The following is a 13,878-nucleotide window of genomic DNA, read 5'->3' as shown; positions in this document are numbered from 1 at the left end:
TTTTTCGGAATGGTGGCTTTTTTAAGCCACCATTTCTTTTTGTGAAACAAGTACGAAATATAAAAATGTGCTAAGCGAATAAATTTTGAGTCTGAATGAGCAAGAAGAAGAATATTCCACGTAACGTTTATTTCCACAACATTACTGCTATATTGTTACAACTAACTTATTGTTGTAAAACCGTTTTTTAATCTTAGGAAGTGAACAACTCAGTTAGAAAAGAGTAAATTTCTGTGTTTCATTTCTTATGAAACAAGTTACATCATACAATACTGGTTGTAGAAGGTTGAATATACTCTCCGGAAGATGATTGTGTAATATCTAAAACGTTTTGTATTGTAACTATGATGGGATATTTCAAAAGATGTGAAGTGTAAAATTTAAGAATGGGGGTGTAGGTGTATGAAAAAGTTTGTAATTGTGTTTCTGTTGGGTTTAGTAATTATTTTAAATGGACAACCAACAAATGTTGATAAGAGTCAAAGGAGTAATTTGGTTAGTATTCTAAACAACTGGAACTTTAAAGAACCTATAAAGAATGACCAGTTGAATTTTCCGTTTGACTGGTGGATTTGGGAAGCATCTAAGTATGGCATAAGTAGTGCGAAGATCTCCAGATACGACGTAAAAGACGGAATTATCTATTTAAAGATAGAAGATAGTGGAAGTGATTCTTGGCATATTCAATTTAATCAATGGGTACAATTAGTTCCAATGAAAATTTATTACATCTCGTTCAAGGCAAGAGCAGATATATCAAAGAAGATAAATGTTAAAATATTACAAACCCACGATCCTTGGGTAAATTATTTCGCTAAGACCATAGAACTTTCAAAAGATTGGCAAATTTACGAATTTTATTATGTTCATCCAGAAAGAGCTGATGGAGTTGTAACGTTTGGATTTGAGCTTGGTAAGACGGAAAACACTACGGTATATTTTTCTGACATAGTATTGCGACAAGTAGATCGTTCAGAAGTACCAGCCGAGTATCTGCCCCAGGAAGATGAATCTGAAGCAATAGACTATTCTTTCGAAAGCGAAGAAGAACCTGATAATCTCGTAAACAATGGTGATTTTTCCTACAAAATAATAAATGATCAAGGAAATATGCCATATGAATGGTGGATTTGGCAAGCAAGTCAGTATGGAATTTCTGGTGCAAAGGTCTCAAGATACGGTGTTATGGATGGAATAGGTTTTATTGAATTACTGAACACAGGCACAGAGACTTGGCATATACAGTTTAATCAATGGATAAAGCTCAGAAAGGGAAATAATTATGTTATCTCTTTCAAAGTGAAGGCAGATGAGCGAAGAAAGATTAATATAAAGATTCTGCAAACAACAGCACCATATTCAGTTTACTTTTCAAGAGAATTAGATTTAACCAATGAATGGCAGTCATTTAGATTTGAATATACTCATCCTGAGATTGCAGACTCTGTGATAACATTAAGTTTCGAACTTGGTAAAGATAAAGCAACATCGATCTATTTTGCAGATATTGTTGTTTCACCAATGAAGTAAAGAAGCAAAACTATCTGTACTATTTCTTAAAAAGCGTTAAGTTCAACACTGTTGTCTGATGGAGGTGGTTTTAATGAAAAGGTTGGTAAGTTTAATATTGTTTACGACTTTTTTAGCTATCTCTGTATTTGGCAAAGCTGTAATAAATGTTTCAGTATGGAGTTGGAATGTCGAGAACTATAAGAAATTGGCTGCTGAGTTTAATAAATATTACCCTGACATACAGGTGAATTTCATAGTGAACGAACCAGATGTCAATGGTTTTTTGACTGCACGCGCTGCAGCGAAAAAAGCATTACCTGATGTTGTGGCTGAATCATGGGAACCGTTGGCATACCCTGTTTCACAAGGTTGGGTTTATCCACTTGATGAATTTTTTAAAGATGATCCTTATATACAATATGTTCCTGAAAGTGTTCGAAACGCGTTCAAATACAACAACAAAACCTATGCGTTAGGCGAACGGCTCCACTTTGAAACTATTGTGTTGAATTTAGAGCTTCTCAAGAAATTAAATTTGCAAAGACCCGATTATACTTGGACAGTTGATCAGTTTAAGAATTATGCAAGAAGAGCAACAACTAAGGAATATTCTGGAATAAACCATTTGTGGGAATTTGATACATTTATGGCAGCAGTATTAAGCAATCGAACAACTTTTTGGAGTTTTGATCCATCAAAATGGGAGTTTGATTTGGTAAACGGTGGATGGATAGCAGCCATAAGTCTTCAAAGAGAACTGAAATCAATTCCTGGACTTGTCTCGGATGATCTTATTAATCAAGATTTGAGAAATCAAAATCAACTTGATGATTATCAAAAGAAATTTGGAAAAGATGCTGATGCTTTTAGAGAATCGAAGGTTTTAATGGGATTCGAAGCAACTTACGATTGGAGCTGGTTGAAAAGTGTACCTTGGGAATTCGATATGTATCCATTACCTCAGGATCCAAAGATTGGTTTGAGAATCCCGGTACATATCAATTACGCTTTTGTGTCATCAACAACAAAATATCCAAAGGAATCATTTCTATTTGCAAGGTTTATAACGTACGATCCAAGAGGTGTAATAGCAAGATTGAAAATATTTGAAGCTCAAGGAATTGAGAAAACAACCGGTAGGTTAAACGACTGGTTTATACCTGCAACAATGCATCCAGAGGTAGTGAAGTATTTTTCGGGTTTAAAGATACCTGATGGAATAAAGTATATGCATAAGAATCTCGACAAAACAGTTCGCGTTGATATGTGGAAAGTTGTTCCGGGCTGGTTTGAGGCAATTTGGGATGTTATATTCCCAGTTAACGAAAGAATCAGGAGAGGAGAGGTACAACCTTCAGCGGTAGCTTTTGAAACTCAGGAAAAGGCAAACAAAGTTATTAAAGAATCTTGGACTGTGTTTTACAAAAAGCTTTCCGAAGCTGAAAAAAATTTTGAGAAAATTAGAAAGCAAGTCGAAGGTAAGTAAATTCGGAGAAATTGATGAATCAATGGAGGTTAGAATGTGAAGAAATTTTTGATTATTTCTATTTTTTCTTTCTTGGCAATGGTTTTGATACTGTCTTTACTATATTTTATAGGAAGAGATGAATATATTAAATTAAAAACAGGATTGGAAAAGCTTTCTATGAAAAATGAAGCTCATGTTTTCGGCGATCTTAGTGCTAACAAAATCGCTGATAAGCTTTATGAACTCTATAAAAATCGATACGGCAAATTACAAGAGTATGGAATTTCTTTTGAAATTAATAGAAATATAGATGTTGATGAAACTTACACTTTGTCATTCAGAAGTGATGTAAGTGGACAGTTCAAGGTTGTAATCGGTTTTGAATATTCATCAGAAACATCTGCAAATGCCTCACTTGATATAGAGGTTAATAAGGACCAACATTATCAAGTTTTCATCGATAATTTTGTTTATTACGACTTCTCAAACAAACATTATGACAGATACGGAAATGAGATTGTTCCAGAACAATATGCTTTAAAGGGTTTAATTTATGGTTTTTTTAAGGATGGAAAAAGAATTTCAAGTAACCCTATCACTTTAAATTTAGTTAAAGGTGAGAATGTTTTAAGAATAAGAAATTTACGAAAACCAATATGGATAAAAAGTATAACTTTTGTGCCTGTTGATAATGTAGCGGAATTTTCATACAATGATTATAAAAGCTTAAAGCTAAAGAATGCAAGCTCAGAGATTTTTGCTGGCAAAACAATTTTACTCGAAGCAGAGAATTTAGTTGGAAAGAGCGATTTTTTGATTGGTATATCAAATGTCCAAAGTGCTCAAGTAAGTCCGTATGAGATATTAAGAAAAAAGATTAATGTTATCGAAGAAAGTACTTTTAAAGACGCTGGTCAGGAGATTTTTTGGAGAGTTTATATTGAAAAGCCAGGAATTTACAAGATAGGTTTCAGGTATCGTCAGTCTACGAGACAAGGTATCCCAGTGTTCAGAAACGTTTATTTTGATGGAAATATACTTTTTAAAGAATTGAAAAATGTACCATTCGAGTACACATCTTACGATTGGAAAGACAAGATTCTGCCTTACGAAATCTATCTCGAGAAGGGATATCATTTTTTGTCTCTAGAAGTTTCGACTGGTATTTACGAGGATTTGATTAAACAGCTTCAGGAGTTGGTAAGAAGAATACAAAATATAGGACTTGATATACAGAAACTTGTTGGGAGTAATCTCGATCCGAATAGAACTTGGAACATAGAGAAATATATGCCTGGTACGTTAGACGAACTTAAGTACATATCCAAAAAGTTGAGAAAATACTACAATGATCTTATTGGTTATGTAGGTCAACATGGCCGATCTTCTGTTTCTGATTTGGTTGTTGCAGCCGATCTTATTGACAAGATTTTGAAGAAACCTGAGAAACTACCGTTTTTCTTAGATGAGTTAAGCGGTGGTGCTTCGTCTGTAGCGCAAAGATTATCCGATTTGTCGATGAAATTACGTGAACAACCAATGGGAATTGATAAAATATATCTCTTCCAAGGTGAGCCCCCAAACATCTTAACTCAGATGAGTGAAGGTTTAATAAGTGCGTACGAAGAAATAGAAAAACTTTGGTTATCGATTTCCAATAAGAACCAGGATTATTCTATATTTGAAAAGACAGATTCAAGAGCTTTACAAGTTTGGATCAACAGACCAATTCAGTATGTTGAAACTTTACAGTATCTTATTGATACTGATTTTACGAAAAAAACAGGTGTACCTGTTATACTTTCGCTGATGCCAAACGAACAAAAACTGATACTAGCAGCCTCATCAGGAAACACACCTGATATTGCATTGAGTATTAGTAATTGGATCCCATTTGAATTAGCAATTAGAAAGGCACTGTATCCAATTTCTGATTTTTCTGATTTTTTTGAATTTGTTTCAAAGGATTATAACATAGAAACACTCTTACCGATGGTGATAGATGATAAGGTTTATGGAATTACTGAAACTCAAAATTTTTACGTTTTGTTTTATCGAAAAGATATAATTTCAAATTTGGGCATTCCATTACCTGATACCTGGGAGGATGTTAAAAAGATTCTCCCCGAATTACAAAGAAGAGGAATGAATTTCTTTATACCTATGTGCGAGCAAACTACAAAGTATTTTAACACAACTGCTCCGTTTTTTTTCCAAAATGATGCAAGGCTGTATTCAGAAGATGGTTTGAAAGCTGCGTTAAGTGAAGAGAAAGCTGTAAAAGCTTTTGAATTGATGACGGAATTGTTTTCTATATACGGAATTCCAGAGCAAGTAGCAAGTTTTTATAACTCTTTCCGATATGGAAAAATACCGATTGGTGTTGGTGATTTTGGACTTTATGTAGTTCTTTCAAATGCTGCTGATGAGTTGTATGGTATTTGGGATATCTCGGTTTCACCTGGCGTTAAGAATGAAAGTGGTGTGGTAAAACGATATCAAGTTTCTGGTGACCGAGTAGATGTTGTGTTTGCAAATTCAAACAAAAAAGAAAAGGCTTGGCTCTTTTTAAAATGGTGGCTTTCGAAAGAAACACAGTTAAGATTTTCACGTATGCTTGTTAACAGATATGGTCCTACATACCTGTGGAATACGGCTAATGTAAACGCATTTAAAGAACTTGACTTTATTGATGAAAAACATAAGAAAGTAATTTTGAATCAATGGAAATGGATCAAAGAAGTACAGAGACACCCGGGAGGTTACATGACAGAGAGAGAAATTAGTAACGTCTGGAATAGGGTTGTGGTGGAGGGATATCCATTACGTGCGTCTATCGATCGATCTGTTATCTTAGTAAACAGGGAGCTTGAGAGAAAGCTAACTGAATTTGGGTATGTTAAAGAAGGAAAACGTGTTAAAGTTTATAACATGTATAACAGTATGGAAGAGTTTATTAAGAAGAATCTTGGAGTGAAGGCTTCAGAAATCATGGAAAATCAAAGAAGGATCTGGAGTGATGTTCATGGCTACTAAATTAACAAGGCGACACTCAGATCATTGGATTCTTTTATCACCTTATTTAACACTTTTCACAATTTTTATTGTTTTACCAGTCGTAGTTGCCATATTTTTATCGTTCACTTACTTTAACGCAATAGAAAGACCAAAATGGATAGGAATCCAGAATTATATTACTTTGCTGACAAGAGACCATGTTTTCATGCAAAAAGTGCTCCCAAATACGATTAAATACGCACTGATAGTAGGTGTAGGTGGTTATATACTGTCTTTTACCCTTGCTTGGCTCGTTGCACAACTTACAAAAGTGCCAAGAACCATTTTTGCACTCATTCTTTATTCTCCATCTTTAACAGCCGGAGTTACGATGACAGTTGTTTGGCGTGTATTGTTCAATGGTGATCAACAAGGGTATCTGAACGCACTGTTATTAAACCTTGGGTTGATAGATAAACCTGTGCAATGGTTACAATCCCCTCAACATCTTATGGACATTATGATTATTGTGTCACTGTGGAGTAGCATGGGAGTGGGTTTTCTTGCTATGCTTGCTGGGATATTGAATATTGATGAACAGTTGTATGAGGCAGCCTATATAGATGGGATAAAGAACAGATTGCAGGAGATAATATACGTCACCATTCCAGCAATGAAACCTCAGATGTTGTTTGGAGCTGTTATGTCAATAGTTAACACCTTTACATCTGCAGGTATAGGTGTTGCCTTGTCCGGTTCCAATCCAACACCTCAGTACGCTGGACAATTGATGGTTAATCACATAGAGGATTACGGCTTTCTACGCTATGAGATGGGGTACGCTGCAGCTTTGTCTGTAGTCTTACTATTGATAATTTGGTTCTTTTCACGCGTGGCATGGCGCTTGTTTGGTGAAAGGTAGGGATCCACTATGGCAAGGTTTAGTACAAAAACTAATCCAAGATATTTTCATAAAAGTCAATTAAAATTTTATTTTATACTGACTCCCATTGCCGTGTTTATGATGCTGCCCATAATTTTCATCTTTTCGCAGGCTTTTAAACCTCTGGACGAGTTGTTTCTCTATCCGCCAAGGTTTTTTGTTAGAAGACCTACACTTGCAAATTTTTATGAACTTTTCGCTTTAACAAGGACTTCTAATATTCCAGTTAGTAGATACCTTATGAACAGTATTTTTACTGCATTCTTCACTGTCTTGTTCACGATTTTGATATCCGTTTTTGCTGGGTATTCACTTTCAAAAAAACATTTTAAGACTAAGGGACTGATTTTTACGATCAACAATCTTGCACTTATGTTTGTACCTGTAGCAGTTATAATTCCAAGATATTTTATAATCCAAAGTCTTGGATTGATAGATACGTTCATAATAAATATACTCTCTCTACTTGCAATGCCTATAGGTGTGTTCCTCGTTAAGCAATTCATAGATCAGATACCAGATGCTTTGATTGATGCAGCATTAGTAGATGGTGCTAATGATTTTCAGATAATATTTGGTATTATAATACCTCTCCTAAAACCTGCAATTTCAACGGTAGGAATTTTGGCTTTTCAGGTTGCTTGGAATAGCGCCGAGGCTTCCGCATATTATATAAACAATGAGAATCTTAGAACATTTGCTTTTTACGTTTCCAATTTAACTCAAACAACTGGAAACACCATAGCAGGACAAGGTATTTCAGCAGCAGCTGGTCTAATAATGTTTGTACCAAACTTGATACTTTTTATCATTATGCAATCACGAGTTATGAATACTATGGCTTACAGTGGATTGAAATAGTTAAGCGGAAGGTGAAGTACATAATGATAAGAAATTTCTCCCTAATTTTGATGTTAACTATAGTGCACAACCTGTTTTCTTCGCTCGTGTTTGGGGTGGACAGCACATTCTTAACTTATACCCTCAGTGGTAATAACAATTGGAAAATAACACAAGATGCGTATTTAGTAAGCGAGGTATTGTTTAAGGATTTTGATTTGTACTATCCTGAGGACTTGTTTATAAAAGGTTCAAAATTATATGTTGTTGACTCAGGAAATGCTCGGATTGTCGTATTTGATATGAATACACGAGAAATAAGGATTATTGGTGATATGTCATTGTGGCAACCAACAGGAATTTTTGTAACAGACAAATATATATACGTTGCTGATCCGGGAAGTTCTGAGGTTGTTATTTTTACGCATGATGGAGAAGAAATCGGGAGAATAGGAAGACCTACTAATCCACTTTTCGGAGAAACGGCGAATTATAAACCCAGAAAGCTCGTTGTGGATAAAAGAGGAAATTTGTATATTGTTAGTGAAGGTACTTTTGAAGGGATAATACAGCTTGACAAAGATGGTCAATTTCTTGGATATTTTGGAAGTAACACTGTCAGTTTAACATTCTTGGATAAGTTTATTGATTTATTTTATACAAAGGAACAGAAAGCTAAACTGCTAAACAGAATTCCCAAGCCTTATACAAACATTGAAATTGATAATAAGGGGCTTATTTACACAATAACTCAGAAAGAAAATGGCAATGCGATAAAAAGACATAATACTGTAGGAATCAATGTGCTTTCCGCTTCTCGCGAGAAAAGGATGATCGATGAAGAGAATTTTGTTGATATTTCTGTCGATCAACATGGAAGAATGTATGCACTAACCGAAACAGGTCTAATCTATGAATACGACCAAGAAGGAAATTTAATATTCTCTTTTGGCGGTCGTGCTATAGCTACTGAAAGAAGTGGATTGTTTTCGGTAGCAGTTGCCATAGAAATCGATGATGAAGGACGTTTATATGTGCTTGACAAGGAGAGAGGACTTGTACACGTCTTTGTTCCAACCGATTATGCAAATATACTCCATAAAGCTTTAAATTTGTATGAACAAGGCAAATACTTGGAGAGCAAAAATCTTTGGAAGACTGTTATGACGTACGATGGTTACTCAAAAATTGCCCATCATGGTTTGGGGAAGGCATATTTTCAGGAAGCTAATTATGGTAAAGCTGCATTTCATTTTAAGGAAGCCTTCTCAAAAAGAGATTATTCGGACGCGTTTTGGGAACTCAGAAATATGTTTTTACAGAAGTACATGGGGAGTATATTGTTGTCCATTTTACTTGTTATTGCCGGATTCGGAGTCTTTAATTGGTTAGTTAAAAGTGGAAGAGTTAATATAAAATTAAGAATTGAATCAAAGTTATTATCAGACATCGTTTTCATGGTTAATATATTGAAACATCCATTAGATACGTTCTACTATATTCAAAAGAAGAAGCATGGCTCTTTATTATCAGCTTCAGTTGTTTATCTGCTATTCTTACTTATTGTAGTAATAGATTACTTTGGCAGAAGTTTTATATTCAACCTGAATACACAACAAAGAAGTATCGGATTTGTTATTTTAACTGCCACCGCTTCCGTTGGGCTTTGGATTGTCTCGAATTGGCTTGTGAGTTCAATAAGCGATGGAAAAGGTACACTGAGAGATATATACATTTTCACGGCATATTCTTTTGCACCATATATACTATTTCAGCCGTTTGTAATTTTAAGCACATACATCTTAACTTACAACGAAATGTTTCTTGTTGATTTTTCTTCGTTAATAATCATCACTTGGAGCGCTGTCTTACTCTTCACAGGTGTAAAAGAAATACACGATTACAATATAAGGAACACGATAAAAAGTATCCTACTAACACTTGGATGGATATTTGTCATGATACTTATATACTCTATAGTTTACATGTTGTGGGATCAGCTTGTAGAAACAATGTTCAGTATTGTTCAGGAGGTGCTTTATCGTGTTAGGTTCTCAAAATAGGTTGACAGCCGTAGTTTTTATAATATTTTTTATTTGTTCAGTATTTTCTCAAGGTGTTGGAAATGAATTTTTGTCGAATAGATATACAAGACCGGAAAAGTATATACAGATTAAATCACAGTTCACATTGGATGGCTATACAAGTATTGCAAAGTCAAAAGATATAGAATTATGGGCTGACTTGAAAACTTCTTCTTTAAGAATCATAGATAGAAGAAGTGGATACATCTGGGGCGATGTTTTAGTTACAGACGATGCGTATAATGAAATGAATGATACATGGAAGTCAATAACCAAGTCGATAGTTTTGATAGAGTATTTTGATGAACGTGGAATTTCGAATGTAATAGGAAGTGCTGATGTATCTGCTGAGAAAAGTTACAAAAAAGTTGAAAATGGTATAGATTTCAGATTTAGCTTTAAAAATATAGGAATTTCGCTCGTGGTGAGTCTGAGAGTAGATGAAAATAAGGTTATTTTTCAGATCAAGAATAAAGACATAATGGAATCTGGAAAATATTCATTAGCTTCTGTGATTTTTGTTCCGTTTTTGGGAAGCACTGTTGCAGATAGAATAGACGGTTATATATTTGTACCAGATGGGCCGGGTGCACTTATTCGATTTTCTAAACCCGCTCATTATTTAAATTGGTTTGAGAAAAGGGTATATGGTAAAGACTATGGAATTGAGAATTTAGCTTCAGTAAATGATCTTCGCTCAAGAAGACCAAACGACTTTTTACGTGAGGAACCATCTGTGCTAACACCAATTTTTGGAATAGTTCACGGTGTGAGACAAAATGCTATATTTGGTGTTGTTACCTCTGGAAAAGAATATTCGGCAATAATTGCTTATCCAAGTGGAATATTGAGCCTATATAATTGGGCTTCTGCGAAGTTTATATATCGGCAAAAGTACCTTCAGCCCACAAGTCGAAGTGGAGCAGGTATACAAGTAGCCCAAAAGGAAATGAACAAGTTCGATGCCGAACTTCAAATTTCATTTCTGACAGGGAACGATGCAGATTACATTGGGATGGCGAAGTATTACAGGAATAATTACCTTGAAGATGTATTGAGGGGAAAAGTTGTAGATAGTGATATTCCATTAGCTATTCTGTTTATCGGCTCGGATATAAAGAAAGAAATAGTTGGTTATCGAACAGTCCGTATAACCACGTTCAAACAGATTGAAGAAGCGATTAAGGATTTGAAAGAGCTTGGTGTGAGGAATTTGAAAGTTATAATACATGGTTGGCAAAAAGGTGGTGTGCATGGAAATAAGGTAAGTAAATTGTCATTTGAAAGAAGCTTAGGAAAGATATCAGACATAATTAATTTGCATAAAGCAGGTAAAAAGACCGGCTACGATGTTTATTTGATGGATAATGTCACCAAGGTTTCTGAAAAGCAAATCAACCTGAAGAATGAAGTCGGAATAAATCTATCTCAGTCGATTATATTCGAGGAGAGAGATAATAAGGAACTCTGGTTGTACAGAAGTTATTATACAAATATCAAACTTGCAAACCAGTATGTTACTGAAAAGATTACAAAGCTCACAAAAATGGGATTTAGTAATTTTGCTCTATATGATTTTGGCTCGAAATTGTACGGAGATTTGAAATACGGGCAAGAGTTTACAAGAAGTGAGGCGCTAAGGCTTGTCAAGGACACACTTGCTAAGATTTCGGTAATGTCAAATAGTATATACCTTACAAATTCAAATGACTATACATGGAAGTATATAAATGGAATGCTGGAGATGCCGATGAATTGCAGTCAGTATCTTTTCGAAACAGATACGGTTCCATTCTTACAGATCGTTCTAAGTGGAAGTATGGATTATTTTGCACCTTTTATTAACAACAGCTTTTTTTCTCGAAATGATGTACTTAAGATGATAGAATACGGTGCATTACCATCTTTTATATTAACAGCTGTTGATAATTACGTGATCAAAGATACTCCATTATGGGATTATGCGTCTACTAAATTCGATGACTGGAAAACGAAAATGGTGGCTGTTTATAATGAAGTAAGAAGCGCTTTAAAAGATGTGCGTGGCATGAGGATAGTAGACAGAATTGTACTGGAGCCAGGCTTTGTGGTTGTAGTATACAATAATGGTTACTCTATACTGGTAAACTACACATCAAGAACTTATAAGCTCGGGCATTATAAAATAAAACCACAGTCGTGGTCAGTTGCAAGTCTAAGAGATATCAGTGGAATTATTGGAGTTGGTGAAAAATGAGCGTGAGACGACGCCGACGAAAAGCTTTAACTGGATATTTGTACATTTTACCTTGGATAATAGGTTTTTTAGTCTTCACAGCATATCCGTTCTTTTATTCGCTCTACCTAAGTTTCTTCAACGTGAATTTTACGGTTGAAGGTATAAGAGCGACTTTTGTTGGACTAAAGCACTACATCTATGCCTTTAGAACGGATCCAAATTTTCCAATAAATTTCTGGAACACCGTCTTGAGTATTGTATTGTCAACACCGCTGATTGTAATTTTCTCACTTGTAGTTGCCATATTACTCAACAATAAGTTAAGAGCAAGAGCTTTTTTCAGGCTATTATATTTCTTACCAGTAGTCATAATAAGCGGTCCTGTTATAGCCGAACTTATTGCAAATAATGCTGCACAAATAGTCGATCCAAGAAAATACTTTATTTATAGCTTTTTTACGCTTCTTCCAAATACGATAAGCTATCCATTTATATACATGTTCAACAATCTTGTACTTATATTATGGTTCTCAGGTGTTCAAATACTTTTTTTCCTAGCTGGATTACAAAAAATCAGCGGAAGTATATACGAAGCGGCAAAAATTGATGGAGCAAACAGCTGGGTAATTTTTTGGAAGATAACTTTGCCACTTATAAAACCTTTCGTTTTGATAAATACCATATATACTATAGTGGATTTGGCTTCTTTTGCTAATAATCCAGTGAATACAAGTATAACCCAGAGAATGTTCGATATTGATAAACCATATTCCTATTCGTCTGCTTTGTCTTGGATTTATTTCATCTCCGTAATGGTTATAATAGGTATTTCTTTCTTGCTCTTGAAAGGAGGCAGGAAAAGTACATGAGGAAATTTAATTTTGCCGTTTCCAAGGCAAGTATTTATTACAAATATTTAAAAAGCCCGTCCATGAAATTTATAATTTATTTTCTACTACTGGGAATTGGATATGCATATTTATATCCTTTGCTTTACATGATAACTACTTCTTTCATGAGTGTTGAAGATCTTGTGAACCCTACAGTAAACTGGATACCAACAAGACTTACGTTTGAGAATTTTGTAAGAGCTTGGAAAGTGCTTGATGCCGCAAAATCGCTATTGAATAGTGTCTATATGTCAACCATTCCTGCCCTTTTCCAAACTTTCATCACCGCAATAATAGCTTATGGATTATCACGTTTTGAATTTCCGTTGAAAAAGCTTTGGATTGTACTTATGCTCGCAACCTTTTTGATACCATCACAAGTTACTTTGGTTACTAAATATATGTTATTCAGTAGACTAAATCTTACTGGAACACCATTTGTTAGTTTTCTACCTTCTTTGACTGGTCAAGGAATTAGAAGCGCAATTTTTATTTTACTGTATTATAATTTCTTTAATATGTTACCAAAGACCTTCGATGAAGCTGCGGAACTTGATGGGGCAAATTCATTCCAGATATTTTTCAAGATTGTTTTTCCACTCTCTATTCCAGCTATGGTAACAACATTTATATTTTCATTAGTTTGGTACTGGAACGAAACTCTGCTAACAGGACTTTTGTTAGGTAACAATATTAAAACTATTCCAATTGCTTTAAGAGATTTTGTTTCCAGATACGCTGTGATGTTTCCTACTGCAGACGGGAGTGCAGCTAACAGGATTAATGAAGGAATAAGAATGTCTGCAACATTGATAACTATTATACCTTTACTAATAACTTATTTGATATTACAAAGGCAATTTGTTGAAAGTCTTGAAAGAACAGGAATTACAGGTGAATAAGCTACTCAGTTTAGAAGGGAGAGG

Annotated in this window: 9 protein-coding genes; all 9 read left to right on the top strand. The window is 34.7% G+C overall.

Annotated features, from left to right (window positions below; all coding sequences use genetic code 11):
• Nucleotides 1-402: 402 nt before the first annotated feature.
• Nucleotides 403-1,530 (top strand): carbohydrate binding domain-containing protein, encoded by a 1,128-nt coding sequence (locus N2Z58_06365; protein MCX7654282.1) that lies wholly within the window; start codon nucleotides 403-405, stop codon nucleotides 1,528-1,530.
• A gap of 73 nt (nucleotides 1,531-1,603) precedes the next feature.
• Nucleotides 1,604-2,998 carry an extracellular solute-binding protein gene (locus N2Z58_06360; protein MCX7654281.1) on the top strand — a complete coding sequence of 465 codons (1,395 nt, stop codon included), beginning with the start codon at nucleotides 1,604-1,606 and terminating at the stop codon, nucleotides 2,996-2,998.
• A gap of 36 nt (nucleotides 2,999-3,034) precedes the next feature.
• Nucleotides 3,035-6,016 (top strand): extracellular solute-binding protein, encoded by a 2,982-nt coding sequence (locus N2Z58_06355; GenBank protein ID MCX7654280.1) that lies wholly within the window; start codon nucleotides 3,035-3,037, stop codon nucleotides 6,014-6,016.
• A complete protein-coding gene (locus N2Z58_06350) occupies nucleotides 6,006-6,899 on the top strand; it encodes a sugar ABC transporter permease (GenBank protein MCX7654279.1) in 894 nt (297 codons plus the stop codon). The genes N2Z58_06355 and N2Z58_06350 overlap by 11 nt, the downstream gene beginning before the upstream one ends.
• A 9-nt stretch (nucleotides 6,900-6,908) precedes the next feature.
• Nucleotides 6,909-7,781 carry a carbohydrate ABC transporter permease gene (locus tag N2Z58_06345; GenBank protein MCX7654278.1) on the top strand — a complete coding sequence of 291 codons (873 nt, stop codon included), beginning with the start codon at nucleotides 6,909-6,911 and terminating at the stop codon, nucleotides 7,779-7,781.
• Nucleotides 7,782-7,804: 23 nt separating this feature from the next.
• Nucleotides 7,805-9,823 (top strand): YIP1 family protein, encoded by a 2,019-nt coding sequence (locus N2Z58_06340; protein ID MCX7654277.1) that lies wholly within the window; start codon nucleotides 7,805-7,807, stop codon nucleotides 9,821-9,823.
• Nucleotides 9,804-12,080, top strand: a complete 2,277-nt coding sequence (locus N2Z58_06335) for a DUF5696 domain-containing protein (GenBank protein ID MCX7654276.1) — start codon at nucleotides 9,804-9,806, stop codon at nucleotides 12,078-12,080. The genes N2Z58_06340 and N2Z58_06335 overlap by 20 nt, the downstream gene beginning before the upstream one ends.
• Entirely contained in the window at nucleotides 12,077-12,931 is an 855-nt protein-coding gene (locus N2Z58_06330) for a sugar ABC transporter permease (GenBank protein MCX7654275.1), read from the top strand. Before N2Z58_06335 ends, N2Z58_06330 begins: the two co-directional genes overlap by 4 nt.
• Nucleotides 12,928-13,854, top strand: a complete 927-nt coding sequence (locus N2Z58_06325; GenBank protein MCX7654274.1) for a carbohydrate ABC transporter permease — start codon at nucleotides 12,928-12,930, stop codon at nucleotides 13,852-13,854. Before N2Z58_06330 ends, N2Z58_06325 begins: the two co-directional genes overlap by 4 nt.
• The last annotated feature ends 24 nt before the right edge of the window (nucleotides 13,855-13,878 follow it).

It is taken from the genome of Fervidobacterium sp., assembly GCA_026419195.1.
GTDB lineage: Bacteria > Thermotogota > Thermotogae > Thermotogales > Fervidobacteriaceae > Fervidobacterium.
This window is presented reverse-complemented; position numbering and strand designations above follow the sequence as displayed.